Source organism: Curtobacterium sp. PvP017 (assembly GCF_054060195.1).
In genome coordinates this window covers 622893-637870 of record NZ_JBSSCY010000001.1, presented here as the reverse complement: position 1 = coordinate 637870, position 14978 = coordinate 622893, and the positions used below count along the sequence as shown (strand labels likewise).

Below are 14978 nucleotides of genomic sequence, written 5' to 3'. Positions count from 1 at the left end.
CACCCATGCGGAACGGCAAGGCAGTCCAGTACGACCGGTACGGCGACTTCAGCGTCGTCGAGCTCGTCCCCCAGGACAAGCCGACGGCCGGCCCCGGCGAGATCGTCGTCGAGATCGTCGCCGCCGGGTTGAACCACATCGAGCGGTTCCTGCGCGAGGGGAAGCTCCGGGACCACATCGAGCTCGAGTTCCCGGCACGGCAGGGCGTCGACTTCGCCGGCATCGTCCGGGCGCGTGGCGACGGCGTGAAGGACCTGCGGGTCGGCGACGAGGTCATGGGGCACGCGCCGCAGGGTGGATCGCACGCGAACTGGATCGCGGTGCCGCGCGGAGCGGTCATCAAGAAGCCGGAGTACGTCGGGTGGGAGGTCGCCGGTGGTCTGTACCTCGCCGGGTGCACGGCGGTGTCGGTGGTGCGATCGCTGCGCCTCGGCCCGGAGGACACCGTCGTCATCACCGCGGCAGCGGGCGGTGTCGGGCACATCGAGAGTCAGCTGGCGCACGACGCCGGCGCGACCGTGATCACCCTCGGCAGCGCGCGCAACCACGACTACCTGCGGCAGATCGGGACGCTGCCGGTCGTGTACGGGGAGGGCGAGGAAGAGCGCATCCGAGCGATCGCGGACGGCCGACCGATCACCGCCTTCATCGACAACCACGGGGAGAGCAACGCCGAGCTCCTGGCGGATCGCCTCGGCGTCGGGGCGGAGCGTTTCGTGTCGTCGGACGACCGCCGCGACATCGAGCTCCGGTTCCTGCGCGCCCCGGCAGAGGACGAGGAGACCCGGGAGCTCCTGACCCTCTTGGCGAAGGCCCTGCAGGAACGCCGCTTCCAGGTGCTCATCTCGGGCTTCTACCCGTTCGAGTACATCGTCGAGGCGTACGAGGACCTGGCCGAGATGAAGTCGCGCGGCAAGGTCGTCATCGGCATGCAGACCGTCGAGACCGGAGCGCGGCTCGACTGGTACCGCTCCGAGAAGGCCCGCGACCTGCGGGACCGCTACGCGGATGCGCGCGGCTCCGAGACGGAGACGATGGCGGGCGGATCGGCGACACCTGCGAGCTGACGCGGTCGGGCCCGGCGGTCGGGCCCGGCGGTCGGGCCCGGCGGTCGGGCTCAGCTCAGGATGTCCTTCGAGGCGAACCGGCTGTACGCCAGCGCACCGAACACGACGACGTAGCCGAGCTGCAGCACCGCGTTCGACCCGAACGAGTCGAACGAGATCGGGTCGCGCAGCAGGTCACCGAACCCCAGCCACTGGTGCGAGAACAGGTACGGGTGCAGCCAGTCGAGCTGGGGCAGCTGGTCGAGGACCTGCGAGGCCCCGGCCAGCACGACCGTCGCGGCCATCGCGCCGACCGGCACGTTCGTCAGCGTCGAGGCGAACATGCCGATCGCCACCAGCCCGAGCATCGACATCGCCACGTACAGGGCGAGCAGGAGCGCCCGTCCGGCGTAGGACGCTCCGCCGACCTGGGTGCCGGACAGCAGCGTGACCGGGCCGATCGGGAACAGCACGGCACCGATCGCGGCACCGACGAGCACCACCAGCAGCGTGGCCGCCAGGCAGAACGCCACCGCCCCGGCGAACTTCACGAGGATGAACCGCACCCTGCCGGTCGGCGCGACGAGCAGGTAGCGGATGGTGCCGTGGCTGGCTTCCCCTGCGACGGTGTCGCCGGCGACCACGCCGACGGTGAGCGGCAGGAAGAGCGGGATCGACACGGTCAGCGCGGTGAACGCCACGAACAGGCCGTTGTTGGTGATGTCGCCGAGGAACGCCGGGCCACCGTCGTCACCGTCGGTCGTGAGCTTCACGGCGACCGCGATGAGGATCGGCACCAGGGCGAGCGCACCGAGCATCGCCCAGGTGCGCCGACGTCGGAACACCAGCGCGAGTTCGGAGCCGAGCAGGGCGAAGGGGCGCTGCCGGCGCTGAGCCGGCGCGGCGGTGTCCGCCGACGGACGAGCGGTCTCGGGCAGCGAGCCTGCAGTGTCAGGCAGCGACATCGAAGCCCTCTCCGGTGAGTGCGACGAACAGGTCCTCGAGCGTGCCGCCGCCGACCGTCAGCCCACGGACGCGGACGTCGGCGCGGACGAGCTCGGCGGTGATGGTCTCCGGCAAGAGCTCGTGCGGCAGGTCCGCCACCAGGACGTCGGCGCCGCCGTCGTGCCGGGGCGCGAGCCCGAGCCGCGTCAGCACGCTGCCCGCCTGCCCGACGTCGGGTGTGCGGACGGTCACGGTGCGGGCTCCGGCGGAGCGCAGTTCGTCGAGCTCGCCCTGCGCGACGAGCTTGCCGGTGCGCATCACCGCTGCGTGGGTGCAGACCTGTTCGATCTCGGCGAGGAGGTGGCTCGACACGAACACGGTCGTGCCGTCGTCCGCCAGGGAACGGATGAGGTTGCGGACCTCGCGGGTGCCCTGCGGGTCGAGGCCGTTGGTCGGCTCGTCGAGCACCAGCAGGTCCCGCGGGGAGAGCAGGGCGTTCGCCAGGCCCAGCCGCTGCTTCATGCCGAGCGAGTACGCGTGCGCCTTCTTGTCGGCGGCGTGGGTCAGGCCGACACGGTCGAGGGCATGCGCGACGCGGTCCTTCCGAGTGCGCGGGTCCGACGTGGGGTCCGCCGCGTCGAAGCGCTGCAGGTTCGCCCGTCCGGACAGGTACGGGTAGAAGGCCGGCCCCTCGACCAGGGCGCCGACGCGTGGCAGCACCTGGTGCAGCGCCTTCGGCATCGGCTGGCCGAGCACCTCGATCGTGCCACCCGTCGCGCTCGACAGTCCGAGGAGCATCCGGATCGTGGTCGTCTTGCCGGACCCGTTCGGTCCGAGGAACCCGAACACCGCGCCGCGCGGCACCGACAGGTCGATCCCGTCGACCGCGTGCTGCTTGCGGAAGACCTTCTGGAGGCCCGTGGTGCGGATGGCGAGGTCGGTGTCCGGGGTCGGGCGGGTCGCGTCCACGGCGGTGGGGACCGTCGTGCGCGCGGGTTCCGGTGCGCTCACTTCGCGGCGGCGACCAGCGACGACACCGGCACGGCGCCGGCGAGGACCCGGCCGTCGTCGGTCAGGTACACCGACACGAGCGAGGTCTGGACGGCACGGCCGCCGTCGACCGCCTTCGTGAGCTGGCCGAGCAGACCCGAGGCCTCGTCGCCGAGGGACGACTGGTCCACGGTGCCGGTGGGGAGCTCGGCGATCGTGCCCCAGCCCTCGCCGGTGAACGTCGGCTCGTCGCCGTCGTGCGCACCGCGAGCGTGGTCGCCCTTCGCGTGCGCGTCGTGCTCGGCGTCGGACCGGTCCTTCTCGGTGACCTTCGCGTTCGACGGCGGCGTGAAGTCGAAGAGCCGCGCGGCCGGGGCGCCGTAGTCGAGGCTGGTGAACCCGACCTGCACCGCGGGGTCGTCCTGCCCGGCGGCCTGGATCGTCGCACGGAGCGGGAGCCCGGTCTGCTGGTCGACCGCCAGTCGGACGGTGCCGACCAGGGTGTCGGAGGACTTCGGCGTCAGGGTGATCTGCCAGGCGTCGTGCCCTGCGACGCTGACCTCGGTCGGCTTCGAGACCGTGGTGGTCGGGGTGATGGCGTCGACGGCCTGCTCCGCGATGTCGGTCGGCGTGGCGGTGCCGTCCTGCGGGCCCTTCGCCGAGTCGGAGGGGAGCGTCACGTGCGTGGCGGTGCGCTCCTTCGAGTCCCAGGTCCAGACCTCGGACCCGTTGCGGACCAGGTCCTGCTCGGCGAGCTGCTGCGTCAGCTGGACGCGCTGCTTGCTGGCACCGTCGACGTAGACACGGGCGGTGTGCGACGAGGTGAGCAGGCCGAGCACGTCCGAGGCGTCGCCCTCGAGCGAGGATCCGCCGGAGCCGGTCGGCAGCTCGGGGAGTCCGAGGTCGCTCGACTGCGTGAGCTTGCCGGAGTACTGCGCGTCCGACGACTTCGCGATGCTGGCGATGACGTCCGCCGCGGTCGGGTTCGTCCCCGCGATCGGGTCGTTCGCGGCGTTCGCGATCATCGGAGCGGCGACGGCGCCGGCGACGACCACCGGCGCGATGACTGCTGGCAGCCAGGCTGACTTCTTCATCGGGTTCCCCTCGTGGTGCATCGGAGTCGTGAGTAAGGTACGTCCGGCCCCCGACAGGCAGCTGGGCGTCGACGGATCGCGATCGTTCGTAGACTCGGGACACGACCGACGGCGGTCGTGTGGCGGCGAAGGAGGCGGCATGCGGGCGGTGCTCGGTCTGGACATCGGGACGTCGAGCACGAAGGCGCTGCTGGCGCGGTTCGACGGCACCGTGATCGCCGAGGTGGGTCGCAAGCACGACGTCGACCGCCCTGCCCAGGGGCTGGTCGAGATGGACGCCGCCGTGTGGTGGGACGAGTTCACGACACTGACGCACGAGCTCCTCGCACTCGCCCCCGAGGCTGACGTGCAGGCGGTCGGGGTGAGCGGCATCGGTCCGTGCGTGCTGCTCACCGACGCGGTCGGCGAGCCGTTGCGCCCGGCGGTCCTGTACGGCGTCGACACCCGGACCGCCGACCTGCTGGACGAGCTGACCGCGGAACTCGGTGGCGAGGACGCGGTCCGTGCGCGCTGCGGCTCCGGGCTGAGCACGCAGGCCGCCGGGGCGAAGCTCGCGTGGGTCGCCCGGCACGAGCCCGAGGTGTGGGCGCGTGCCGTCCGCTTCACGATGCCGGCGTCGCGCGTGGTGGAGCTGCTCACCGGGGAGTACGTCCTCGACCACCACTCGGCCAGCCAGACCACGCCGCTCTACGACGTGCACGAGAACGCGTGGATCCCCGAGTGGTGCGAGCGGCTCGCGCCCGGCCTGCCCATGCCGCGGCTGCTGTGGTCCGGTGACCAGGCGGGCGTGGTGACGCGCGAGGCGGCCGCGGCCACGGGCCTCCCGGTCGGCATCCCCGTGACGGCCGGCACCATCGACGCGTGGGCGGAGGGCGTGAGCGTCGGCGAGTCCGTGCCGGGTCGGATGTTCCTGCAGTACGGCACCACCATGTTCATGATCGTGCCGACCACCGAGCCGACGCCGGTGCCGGGGATGTGGACGACGGTCGGGACGCACCCGGGGCAGCCGAGCGTGTCGGGAGGGATGGCGACCTCCGGGGCGATCACCGACTGGCTGCGACGGCTGGTCGACGGCGAGTGGGCGACCATGCTCGAGGAGGCACGGTGTGCCGGGATCGGCGCGAACGGGCTGTTGATGCTGCCGTACTTCGCGGGGGAGCGGACGCCCATCGCCGATCCGGACGCGCGCGGGGTGATCGCGGGACTGACCGTGCGGCACACGCGTGGCGACGTCTACCGGGCGACGCTCGAGGCGACGGCCTACGCGGTCCGGCACAACATCGAGGTGCTGCGTGCCGCCGGGGTCGAGGTCCGTGAGCTCGTCGGGGCCGGCGGCGGGCTGCTCGGACGGCTCTGGCCGACGATCGTGAGCGACGTGACCGGGCTGCGGCAGACGGTGCCGTCGGTGACCGTGGGAGCGTCGTACGGGTCGGCGTTCCTGGCGGCAGCGCTCGTGGCCGACGTCGACATCCGGCAGTGGAACCCGCCGGCGACGGTCATCGAGCCGGACCCCGTCGCGACGGCTGCGTACGAGCCCGGGTACCACGACTACCGCGAGCTGTACGAGGCGACGAAGGCCGTCGTGCACCGCTTGGCCGCGCGCAGCTGACCGTTCGACCCCGCGCAACGGACACAGCACCGCGCAGGTGCACGGTGCTGTGTCCGGAACCTGGTTCCGCGGGAGTGCGCTCGCGCCCGCGCCGCGCCTACGCCGGCGCGTCGACGCCGGCGGGCGCGCTGCCGTCGTACTCGCAGATCGCCTGGACCTTCGAAGCACTGGCACTGGAGCGGTCGAACTCGTAGCCGAGCCACTCCTTCGCCAGCCGGCGGGCGAGCTCGACGCCGACGACGCGCTGGCCCATGCAGAGCACCTGGGCGTCGTTCGACAGGATCGAGCGCTCCACGCTGTACGAGTCGTGCGCGGTGACGGCACGGATGCCCGGCACCTTGTTGGCGCTGATCGCCACCCCGAGTCCGGTGCCGCAGATCAGGATCGCGCGGTCGGCCTCGCCGTTCGCGACCAGGCGCGCGGCGTCGACGGCGACGTGCGGGTACGCGGTGTGGCCGTCCGCGTCGACGCCGACGTCGGTGACGTCCGACACCCGGTCGTCGGCGAGCAGGTCGGCCTTGATGATCTCCTTGTAGTCGAACCCGGCGTCGTCGGACCCGATCACGAGACGGTACGTCATGCGTGTGTTCCTTCCTTGTCAGCACGGGCGGCGAGGACCTCGCCGATCCGCGTGAGGATCATCCCCATCGAGGTGGCACCCGCGTCGGGTGTCCCCAGGCTCTTCTCCGCCAGCGGTCGGGCACGCCCGACCTTCGGTGTGAGGTCTGCGGTCGCAGCGGCTTCCGTCACCGCGACCTGGGCGGCAGCCTGCCACGCCACGGTGAGTGGACGGCCAGCGTCGACGCCGCTCCGCAGCTCGTCCACGAACGGCAGCAGTGCGTCGAGCAGCGTCTTGTCCCCACGGGACGCCCCACCCAGGTGCACGATCGAGTCGGCGAAGGCCTGCGCGGCCTCGACGACGTCGGACGCCTCGTACGCGGAGCGGTCGTCGCGCAGCGACCGACCGAAGGCCTCGAGTGCCGCACCCCACAGGACTCCCGAGGTGCCGCCCGCGAACTCGGCCCACGCGTCACCGGCGCGTCCGAGGACGAAGGCGACCCCCGCCTCCTGGCCGACCCTGCCGACGGCCTTGCGGGCCGCACCGATCCCCTTCACCATGCCGCGTCCGTGGTCGCCGTCGCCGGCGACCGCGTCGATGCGGCCGAGTTCTTCCTCGTGCTCCCGCAGGAGCGCGTCGATCGCGTCGATCGCGTCGCGTGCCGTCTGCGCGGCCTGCCGGGAGGCACTGCTCGCGTCCGGCACGGCCGTCGCCTCGTCCTCGGCGTCGTCCACTGCGGCGGCCGGCAGCAACGCCGCGATCGGCGCCGCCGCCTTGCGGTACGCGGGCGTGTAGGTGTCCGCACGCCACAGGGGTTCGAGCTCGTCGTCGAGCCACTGCAGGGTCAGCGAGCAGCCACCCATGTCGAGGCTCGTGACGAGTTCTCCGACCTCGGGTTCGACGACCTCGAGGCCGGCCTCCTGCAGCAGCGGGAGCACGCGGCCCCAGAGCAGGAAGAGCTCCTCGTACTTCGTGTCGCCGAGGCCGTTGAGGATCGGGGCGACCCGGGTCCGCGCGCCGGCCGGTCGGTCGGCGAGGAGTCGTGACACGAGCAGGTCGGCGAGTTCGGTCGCACGCAGGAGTGGGACGTCCTCGATGCCGGGCTCCCCGTGGATGCCGAGCCCGAGGCCGAGGTGGCCGTCGGGCACGGTGAAGAGCGGCTCGGTCGCACCGGGCATGGTGCACCCGGAGAACGCGACGCCGATGGTGCGGGTCGCCGCGTTCGAAGCGGTGCCGAGCCGTTCGACCTCGTCGAGGTCGGCACCCGCTGCGGCGGCCGCGCCCATCGCCTTGAAGACCGAGAAGTCCCCGGCGATGCCGCGGCGCTTCGACTCCTCGTCGGCGCTCGCGATGTCGTCGGTGACGACGACGATGCGGGTGTCGATGCCCTCGGCACGCAGGCGCTCGGCCGCGAGTCCGAAGTTCATGGTGTCGCCGGCGTAGTTGCCGAAGGACAGCACGACACCCTTCCCCTGGTCCGCTGCCTTGGCGACCGAGTAGACCTGCGCGGTCGACGGCGAGGTGAAGACGTTGCCGACGACGGCGCCGGTGGCGAACCCCGGGCCGACGATCCCGCAGAACGCCGGGTAGTGGCCGGAACCGCCGCCGACGACCACCGCGACCTGGGGTTCCGCGCCCTCGGTGGGCAGGGTGACGACGCCGCCGTGGACGCCGCGGACGCGGTCGGCGTAGAGCGCGAGCCAGCCGGCGAGCTGGTCCTCGGCGAACTCGTCGGGGGCGTCGTGGATCGTGGTCATGCTGGAGTCCTTCAGTGGGAGGTACGGGCGCCCTGGGGCACCTTGAGGAAGTGGATCATCACGAACGCGCAGGCGTACAGGCCGACGAAGGTCCAGGTCGCGGCCTCACCGCCACCGCCGAGCGCGAACACCGCCGCGACCACGCCGGTGCCGAGGAACGCCGCGCCACCGGCCGCCGTCGTGTACATCGCCATCGCGGCGCCCTTGTGCTCGGGGGCGAGCGCCGGCATGATCGCGCCCATCGGCACGAAGCCGGCGAGCAGGCAGCCGAACACGCAGCCGGCGACGACGGAGAGCACGTAGCCCCAGTCGGACCCGGCGGGGACGAGCTGCGGGACGTACCACCAGGCGATGAGGCCGAGGGCGGACCCGACGATGCCGAACCACTTGACGGTGCGCTGCCAGCCGATCTTGTCGCCGACCCAGCCGAACAGGGCGTTCACGAGGATGTTCGTGGCGTAGACGCAGACCGTCATGAGCAGCCAGCGGCTCTGGCCCCACCCGCGCTCGTTCGCGATGACGGCGGGCAGGACGACGAACATGCCGAACTCGGGCGCGGTGTTGATCAGGCGGACCAGGAAGCCCATCAGGATCTTCGGCCGGGTGACGGTCAGGCGGATGCCGCTCGTCAGCACCTGCCAGGCGCTCTCGCCGGCCGGGGCGATGCGGGAGAACCCGTTCGGCAGGCGCACGCCGAACAGCATGATGAGGAAGCCGATCACGACGAGGCCGATCGAGGCGACCATCGCGCCCGTCTCGCCGATCGTGCCGCCGCCGAACACCGGGATGGCACCGATCGCGAAGAGCGAGCCGAGCGTCGGCAGGCCGCCCGTGAACGCGACGTAGAACCAGCCGACGGCCGAACCGTTCCGCTCGACCGGGGTGGTGATGTTCACCCAGACCAGGAACGCGAAGGCGAAGAGCGGGTAGCCGAAGCCCCGGACGGCGTAGGCGACGGCGGCGAACGGCACGCTGCCGATGTTCAGCGCGAGGAGGAACAGCACCTCGAAGACGACCCAGACGGCGAACCCGAGGATCATCACCCGGCGCGGCCCGATCAGGTCGGAGAGGGCGCCGGAGACGTAGCTGCCGATCAGCGCGGCGAGGCTGTAGAAGGTGACGATCGTCGCGACGGTGGCCTCGGGGCTGCCGAGGACCGCGACCATGTGCGGGGTGATGAAGTTCGACTCGACGCCGTTCCCGGTCATGAAGACCAGGACGGCGACGAACCCGAGGGCGAGCGGACGGGGGATGCCCATCCGGTCGAGGCGGCCCTCTGCGCGAGGGGTCGTGGGCGCACCGGTGGCGCGCTGTGTCGTCGTTGACATGCTTGCTGACTCCTGGGGTGGGCGGGCTCAGGCCTGCAGGGACGGGATGATCGAGACCTTGACGCTCGCGCCGGCGGAGTCGCCGACCAGGTCGAGGGCCTCCTGGAACCGCTCGAGCGGGAACTGGTGCGTGCAGATCTCCGACATCGGCAGGGTCTCGGCCTCGAGCAGCTTGATCGCCGCCGGCCAGGTGTGCGGACCGAGGTGGGCGCCGCGGACGTCGAGCTCCTTGTCGTCCGAGATGATCGACCAGTCGACGGAGACGTCGTCCTTGAACACCGAGTACTCGACGAAGGTGCCGAGCTTCCGCAGCAGGTTGAGCCCCTGCGGGACCGCGGACGGGTGGCCGGTCGCCTCGATGTAGACGTCGGCACCGTAGCCGTCGGTGAGCTCCTTGACCCGGGCGACCGCGTCCTCCTCGGCGATGTTGATCGTCAGGTCCGCGCCGACCTTGCGGGCCAGTTCGAGCTTCGCGTCGACCACGTCGAGGGCGATGATCCGGAGCGGGTTCTTCTGCCGCGCACCGGCGATGGCGGAGAGGCCGATCGGTCCGGCGCCGGCGATCACGACGGTGTCGCCGAACTTGATGTCCCCGCGCTCGACGGCGTGGAACGCACAGGACAGGGGCTCGGCGAACGCGGCGACCTGACCGGGCAGGGCACTCGACACCAGGTGGGTCAGTGCCTTGGCGGGGACGAGGACGTACTCGGCCATCGCGCCGTCGTGGCCCTTGAACCCGAACATGTCGTGGACGTTGCACATCCAGTACGCGCCCTCGAGGCAGTACCGGCACTCCCAGCACGGCACGATCTGCTCGCACGCGATGCGGTCGCCGAGCGAGACCTTCCGCTTCGCCAGGGTGTCGTCGTCGCCGGAGACGATCGTCCCGACGAACTCGTGCCCGGGAATGCGGTCGGTCTCGGCCCAGGCGGCGCGGTTCTCGTCACCCCAGAACTTCGCGGCGCCGTGGTAGCACTTCAGGTCGCTCGCGCAGATGCCGACGGCGTCGGTGCGGAGCAGGAGTTCGCCGGGGCCGGGCGTCGGCACGGGGCGTTCCTCGAGCCGGTAGTCGCCGGGCCCGTGGACGACGACGGCTCGCATCGTCGTGGGGATGGTCGTGGTGGCGGTCGTGGCCGCGTGCTCGGTCGTCGTCGACATGCGCTGCTCCTTCGTTGGATGGCTTCGGCGATGACTGTACACCTCGCAGAACGTTTGTCCAGAACACAATTTCTGGTAGGTTCCGACCGAACGCAAAGGAGCGCCCATGACCACCAGCACCCCGACCGACTTCGTCGCAGCCCTCCGACCGGGGCCGGACACGATCGACTTCACCAACGACTTCGCCGGACGGACGGCGGTGGTGACGGGCGGCGCCTCCGGCATCGGGAACGCCATCGCCCGGGCGCTCGCCGCACGGGGTGCGCGGGTCGCGATCGTCGACGTCCGCGCGGACGGCGCCACGGCGGCGGGAGCCGACCTGCCGGGCGCGGCCACGGGCCTCCATGCCGGGTTCGGCTGCGACGTGACGGACGAGACCTCCGTGGCGCGCACCGTCGCCGAGGTCATCGCACGCTTCGGACGCGTCGACGTCCTCGTCAACTGCGCCGGGATCGCCGCACTCGCTCCGGCGGACGAACTGTCCGCCGAGACCTGGTCGAGGACGATCGACGTCAACCTGACCGGGACGTTCCGCGTCGCCCAGGCCGTCGGTCGGCACATGCTCGCCGCCGGGTACGGCCGCGTCGTCAACATCGCCTCGCAGGCGGCGCACGTCGGCATCGACGGGCACGCCGCCTACTGCGCCTCGAAGGCCGGCGTCATCGGACTCACCCGCGTGCTCGCGCTCGAGTGGGGCGGCCGGGGCGTCACCGTGAACACCGTGTCGCCCACCGTCGTCCTCACCGACCTCGGCCGGGCCGCGTGGGCGAACGAGAACGGGATCCGGCACCAGGACGAGATCCCCACCGGCCGGTTCGCCACCCCGGACGAGATCGCCGCCGCGGTGCTGTTCCTGGCGGGGGAGTCGAGCGCGATGGTGAACGGGGCCGACCTCCGGGTGGACGGCGGGTTCACGATCCGCTGACGCGCGCCAGGGCTACGATCGCCCCATGTCCGCCGAGATCCCCGCCGCCGAGGGTGCCCGGACCCGTTTCCCGCTCGACACCGTCTACCAGGCGGCGCGGATGTACTACCTCGAGGACGCCACCCAGGTCGAGATCGCCTCGCGCCTCGGGGTCTCACGGCCCACGGTCAGCCGGCTCGTCGCCGAGGCGCGCAAGGCCGGACTCGTCCGCATCGAGGTCGTCGACCCGTTCCAGGACGAGACCGTCGCGCTCGCCGAACGGCTGCAGGTCGTGCTCGGGATCCGCGCCGTGCACCTGGCCGCCGTCACCCACACCGCCACGCTCGGAGCCGACCTCGCAGCACCCCTCGCCGCTGCGGTCGAGGGCATGGGGCTCGTCCCCGGCGACGCCGTCCTGATGTCGTCGGGCCGCACCGTGTACGACGTCGCGCACGCGGGCATGCCGAGCCTGCCCGGTGTGCAGCTCGTCCCGACGGTCGGCGGCCAGGCCGACCCGATGCCGTGGTTCCAGACGAACGAGATCACCCGGACCGCCGCCGAGCACTCCGGGGCGATCCCCGCGTTCCTGTTCGCGCAGGCCCTGCCGTCGCCCGCGATGCGCTCCTCGCTCGACGAGGACCCGGCGTTCCAGCACGTCGTCGGGCTCTGGGGGCGGGCGAAGGGCGCGATCCTCGGCATCGGTGCGCCGACGCCGACGCGTGACGCCCTGGCGCGGGGTGTCCCCGTCGAGGATGCCGCGTTCGACCACGCCGCAGGCGACGTCTGCCTCAACTTCTACGCGGCCGACGGCTCGCCCATCGAGTTCCCCGGCAGCGACCGGATGGTGCGGACGTCGCGCGAGGTCCTGTCCGGTGTGCCGCACGCCGTCGGCGTCGCCGTCGGCAGTGCCAAGGTCGGCAGCATCGTCGGCGCGGTGCGCGGGGGACTCGTCAACGAGCTGGTGTCGGACGCCGCGACGGCCCGCGCCCTGCTCGACGCGCTCGCCTGAGCGGTCTGGCTCGGCGCCTGATCCTTCCCATCACGCGTGCGATGGATGGTGCTTCCGGGCATACCTGGCCGTTTCTTCGTGGCAGGTACGCCCGGTTCGGGCAGGTACGCCCGGTTGCGGGGCGACTGCAGGCGGACGGGAGGCGCGGGGCGGGGCCGCACCGCGCCTCCAGGCCGGTGGTTCCCGCGTCTAGTGCGTGCGCCGCACGTCCCACAGGTGGTGGACGGGGTCGTGCGCGTAGTAGGTGGCGAGCGTCGCGACGGTGAAGGCGCTGCCGTCGGACCGCAGGCCCGTGCGCTCGAGCTGGTCGTCGCGGACCTCGTCGAACGCCCGGGCTGCCCGGTGTGCGGCCTCGCCGAGTTCGCGAGCGACCACGGCCGGGTCCTGCTCGCCGTAGTGCTCCTCGACCGCCGTGGCGTCCTGGTCCCAGTTCGGGAACGTCGGGGCGTCCTCGGCGAGCATCAGTGCGAGCCGCTCGGTCATCTTCCGGTGCACGTCGCGCACGTGGGCGCCGTACTCGAGTGCCGACCAGGTGTGGTCGTCGGGACGCTCGCGCACGTCATCCCGTCCGAGTTCGGTCGGCCACGCGGTGGTGTTCGCGTCGATGATCCCCGGCACGTCGCGGATCGACACCGTCGTGCCGTCGTAGCCGCACTCGGGGCAGGTGCCCTCGATGACCCAGGTCCAGCTCTTCGTCTCGGGTTCGATCGCCATGCGCCGATGTTGTGTCCTCGTTACTCAGCCTCGCGGATCCGCAGCCGCATGCGGATCGAGCCCCACCCCCGTTCGGGTGACACGCCGTTGCCTGGGAATCACCGGCCAATGACATTTCGGTTGCTCGGTAACGTCGCTCGCTGTTCTGGGCCGGTACCCGTCGGCCCACCGATCCCCCCGAGGAGCGATGCATGGGTTCCGACCCCAGCAGTACCCACACCCGGCCGCGCCGACGTCTGCGCGAGAGCGACGTCACCGTGGTCGACAAGAGCATGATGCGCCGCGCGGTCAGCGGCATGGTCGTCGGCAACACGATGGAGTGGTACGACGTCGGTGTCTACGGCTACCTGGCGGTCACGATGGGGAAGGTCTTCCTGCCGACGGCCGAGCCCGCCGTGCAGATCCTGTTCAGCCTCGGTGTCTTCGCGGCGACCTACATCGCCCGCCCGCTCGGCGGCATCGTCTTCGGCCGGCTCGGCGACCGCATCGGGCGCCAGAAGGTGCTCGCGACGACGCTCATCATGATGGCGGCGTCGACGTTCCTCATCGGCGCGCTGCCCGCCTACGCGACGATCGGCGTGTTCGCCCCCGTCGTGCTGGTCGTGCTGAAGCTGGCGCAGGGCTTCTCGACCGGTGGTGAGTACGCCGGTGCGACGACCTTCGTGACCGAGTACGCACCGGACCGGCGCCGCGGGTTCTTCGCGAGCATCCTGGACTTCGGCAGCTACCTGGGCTTCGCGCTCGGTGCGACCGTCGTCTCGGTGCTGCAGATCACCCTCGGCGAGGACGCGATGGTCGCCTACGGCTGGCGGTTCCCGTTCCTGGCGGCCGGCGTGATCGGCGTCGTGGCGATCTGGTTCCGCCTGCGCATCGAGGAGTCGCCGGTGTTCCAGGCGACCCAGGCGGCGCAGGAGGCTGCGTCCGAGACCCGTGCGTCCTTCGACGGTGAGCGTCCGGCGAACGTGCTCGTGATGGTGCGCGACCACTGGCGACCGATCGTCATCGCGATCATGCTCGTCGCGGCCTCGAACACCGTCGGGTACGCCCTGACCTCGTACATGCCGACGTACCTGACCGACTCGCTCGGGTACTCCGCCCTCGACGGCACGCTGCTGACGATCCCGGTCCTCCTGCTGCTCGCGGTGATGCTGCCGCTGACGGGCAAGCTGTCCGACAAGCTGGGCCGACGCGTCGTGATGTGGATCGGTGCGGCGACGACCGTGGTGCTCGTCGTGCCGGCGTTCATGCTGATCGGGCACGGCGCGCAGTGGTCGACGCTCGCCGGGCTCGGGCTGCTCGCGCTGATGACGGCGCTGTGGGTGTCGAACCAGGCGGCCTCACTGCCGGCGCTGTTCCCCACCTCGACGCGGTACGGCGGCATGGGCTTCGCCTACAACATCGCCATCGCGGTGTTCGGCGGGACGACGCCCCTGATCGTGCAGGCGCTGCTGACCGTGACCGGCGACGAACTCGCCCCGGCGTACTTCCTGATGGCGATGAGCGTCGTCGGTGCGATCGGTGTCTTCTGCATGAAGGAGTCCTCGCGTCGCCCGCTGCCCGGCTCGATGCCCGCGGTCGAGACCGAGGCCGAGGCGAAGGAGCTGGTGCTCACGCAGGACACCAACCCGCACCTGGACCTGGGGGACCTGCCGTTCGCCGCGCAGGACGCCGCCGCCCGGGCTGCCCGCGACGCCGAGGCCGTGCCGGCGCGCTGACGCCGGGGGCGCGCGGTCGACCCGGAACGACGAGGTCGATGTCGTACGACATCGACCTCGTCGTTCGTTGCCGACGCGCACTGTTGTGTCGGAGCAGGAACGACATCGTGGTCGTCGCACGACGTCGAGGATGTCGTTCGGGGTCCGGGC

13 protein-coding genes are annotated in these 14978 nt (G+C 71.6%); 5 read left to right on the top strand and 8 right to left on the bottom strand.

Translation table 11 applies throughout. From position 1 onward, the window contains the following. Nucleotides 1–5 precede the first annotated feature (5 nt). Nucleotides 6–1067 carry an NADP-dependent oxidoreductase gene (locus ACVKXF_RS03110; RefSeq protein ID WP_456794787.1) on the top strand — a complete coding sequence of 354 codons (1062 nt, stop codon included), beginning with the start codon at nt 6–8 and terminating at the stop codon, nt 1065–1067. Between the two features lie 50 nt (nt 1068–1117). Here the strand turns inward: ACVKXF_RS03110 and ACVKXF_RS03105 are convergent, their stop codons facing one another. From ACVKXF_RS03105 to ACVKXF_RS03095, 3 genes are read right to left on the bottom strand one after another with little or no spacing between them, the layout of a single operon-like run. After that, nucleotides 1118–2011 carry an ABC transporter permease gene (locus ACVKXF_RS03105; protein WP_340197567.1) on the bottom strand — a complete coding sequence of 298 codons (894 nt, stop codon included), beginning with the start codon at nt 2009–2011 and terminating at the stop codon, nt 1118–1120. Further along, a complete protein-coding gene (locus tag ACVKXF_RS03100) occupies nt 1998–2960 on the bottom strand; it encodes an ABC transporter ATP-binding protein (protein ID WP_456794786.1) in 963 nt (320 codons plus the stop codon). The genes ACVKXF_RS03105 and ACVKXF_RS03100 overlap by 14 nt, the downstream gene beginning before the upstream one ends. Nucleotides 2961–2998: 38 nt before the next feature. After that, complete coding sequence (locus tag ACVKXF_RS03095; protein WP_456794785.1) at nt 2999–4075, bottom strand: LolA family protein; 1077 nt, start codon at nt 4073–4075, stop codon at nt 2999–3001. A gap of 139 nt (nt 4076–4214) precedes the next feature. Here ACVKXF_RS03095 and ACVKXF_RS03090 point away from each other — a divergent pair, with 139 nt between their 5' ends. Continuing rightward, entirely contained in the window at nt 4215–5684 is a 1470-nt protein-coding gene (locus ACVKXF_RS03090; RefSeq protein ID WP_456794784.1) for an FGGY-family carbohydrate kinase, read from the top strand. 97 nt (nt 5685–5781) lie between these two features. Here the strand turns inward: ACVKXF_RS03090 and ACVKXF_RS03085 are convergent, their stop codons facing one another. From ACVKXF_RS03085 to ACVKXF_RS03070, 4 genes are read right to left on the bottom strand one after another with little or no spacing between them, the layout of a single operon-like run. After that, nucleotides 5782–6264: a ribose-5-phosphate isomerase gene (locus ACVKXF_RS03085; RefSeq protein WP_222658265.1), complete on the bottom strand. Its 483-nt coding sequence runs from the start codon at nt 6262–6264 to the stop codon at nt 5782–5784. Next, the gene (locus ACVKXF_RS03080) at nt 6261–8000 is read right to left on the bottom strand and encodes a dihydroxyacetone kinase family protein (RefSeq protein WP_456794783.1); all 1740 of its coding nucleotides are present in this window, start codon (nt 7998–8000) and stop codon (nt 6261–6263) included. The genes ACVKXF_RS03085 and ACVKXF_RS03080 overlap by 4 nt, the downstream gene beginning before the upstream one ends. An 11-nt stretch (nt 8001–8011) precedes the next feature. After that, nucleotides 8012–9328 (bottom strand): MFS transporter, encoded by a 1317-nt coding sequence (locus ACVKXF_RS03075; RefSeq protein ID WP_456794782.1) that lies wholly within the window; start codon nt 9326–9328, stop codon nt 8012–8014. A 27-nt stretch (nt 9329–9355) separates the two neighbouring features. Further along, nucleotides 9356–10486 (bottom strand): zinc-binding dehydrogenase, encoded by a 1131-nt coding sequence (locus ACVKXF_RS03070; RefSeq protein WP_456794781.1) that lies wholly within the window; start codon nt 10484–10486, stop codon nt 9356–9358. 106 nt (nt 10487–10592) lie between these two features. On the opposite strand from ACVKXF_RS03070, the gene ACVKXF_RS03065 reads away from it, so the two are divergent. After that, nucleotides 10593–11411 carry a GolD/DthD family dehydrogenase gene (locus tag ACVKXF_RS03065; protein WP_456794780.1) on the top strand — a complete coding sequence of 273 codons (819 nt, stop codon included), beginning with the start codon at nt 10593–10595 and terminating at the stop codon, nt 11409–11411. Between the two features lie 25 nt (nt 11412–11436). Further along, on the top strand, nt 11437–12399 hold the full coding sequence (locus tag ACVKXF_RS03060) for a sugar-binding transcriptional regulator (RefSeq protein WP_340197558.1): 963 nt from the start codon (nt 11437–11439) through the stop codon (nt 12397–12399). 189 nt (nt 12400–12588) lie between these two features. Here the strand turns inward: ACVKXF_RS03060 and ACVKXF_RS03055 are convergent, their stop codons facing one another. Next, nucleotides 12589–13113 (bottom strand): DinB family protein, encoded by a 525-nt coding sequence (locus ACVKXF_RS03055; protein ID WP_396289036.1) that lies wholly within the window; start codon nt 13111–13113, stop codon nt 12589–12591. A gap of 191 nt (nt 13114–13304) precedes the next feature. Here ACVKXF_RS03055 and ACVKXF_RS03050 point away from each other — a divergent pair, with 191 nt between their 5' ends. Next, nucleotides 13305–14828, top strand: coding sequence for an MFS transporter (locus ACVKXF_RS03050; RefSeq protein WP_340197557.1), 1524 nt, complete (start codon nt 13305–13307; stop codon nt 14826–14828). The last annotated feature ends 150 nt before the right edge of the window (nt 14829–14978 follow it).

What these genes read in the sequence shown, in the direction of transcription:
- ACVKXF_RS03110 (WP_456794787.1), top strand. Translation starts at nt 6, where the DNA reads ATGCGGAACGGCAAGGCAGTCCAGTACGACCGGTACGGCGACTTCAGC.
- ACVKXF_RS03105 (WP_340197567.1), bottom strand. Translation starts at nt 2,011, where the DNA reads ATGTCGCTGCCTGACACTGCAGGCTCGCTGCCCGAGACCGCTCGTCCG.
- ACVKXF_RS03095 (WP_456794785.1), bottom strand. Translation starts at nt 4,075, where the DNA reads ATGAAGAAGTCAGCCTGGCTGCCAGCAGTCATCGCGCCGGTGGTCGTC.
- ACVKXF_RS03090 (WP_456794784.1), top strand. Translation starts at nt 4,215, where the DNA reads ATGCGGGCGGTGCTCGGTCTGGACATCGGGACGTCGAGCACGAAGGCG.
- ACVKXF_RS03085 (WP_222658265.1), bottom strand. Translation starts at nt 6,264, where the DNA reads ATGACGTACCGTCTCGTGATCGGGTCCGACGACGCCGGGTTCGACTAC.
- ACVKXF_RS03080 (WP_456794783.1), bottom strand. Translation starts at nt 8,000, where the DNA reads ATGACCACGATCCACGACGCCCCCGACGAGTTCGCCGAGGACCAGCTC.
- ACVKXF_RS03075 (WP_456794782.1), bottom strand. Translation starts at nt 9,328, where the DNA reads ATGTCAACGACGACACAGCGCGCCACCGGTGCGCCCACGACCCCTCGC.
- ACVKXF_RS03070 (WP_456794781.1), bottom strand. Translation starts at nt 10,486, where the DNA reads ATGTCGACGACGACCGAGCACGCGGCCACGACCGCCACCACGACCATC.
- ACVKXF_RS03065 (WP_456794780.1), top strand. Translation starts at nt 10,593, where the DNA reads ATGACCACCAGCACCCCGACCGACTTCGTCGCAGCCCTCCGACCGGGG.
- ACVKXF_RS03060 (WP_340197558.1), top strand. Translation starts at nt 11,437, where the DNA reads ATGTCCGCCGAGATCCCCGCCGCCGAGGGTGCCCGGACCCGTTTCCCG.
- ACVKXF_RS03055 (WP_396289036.1), bottom strand. Translation starts at nt 13,113, where the DNA reads ATGGCGATCGAACCCGAGACGAAGAGCTGGACCTGGGTCATCGAGGGC.
- ACVKXF_RS03050 (WP_340197557.1), top strand. Translation starts at nt 13,305, where the DNA reads ATGGGTTCCGACCCCAGCAGTACCCACACCCGGCCGCGCCGACGTCTG.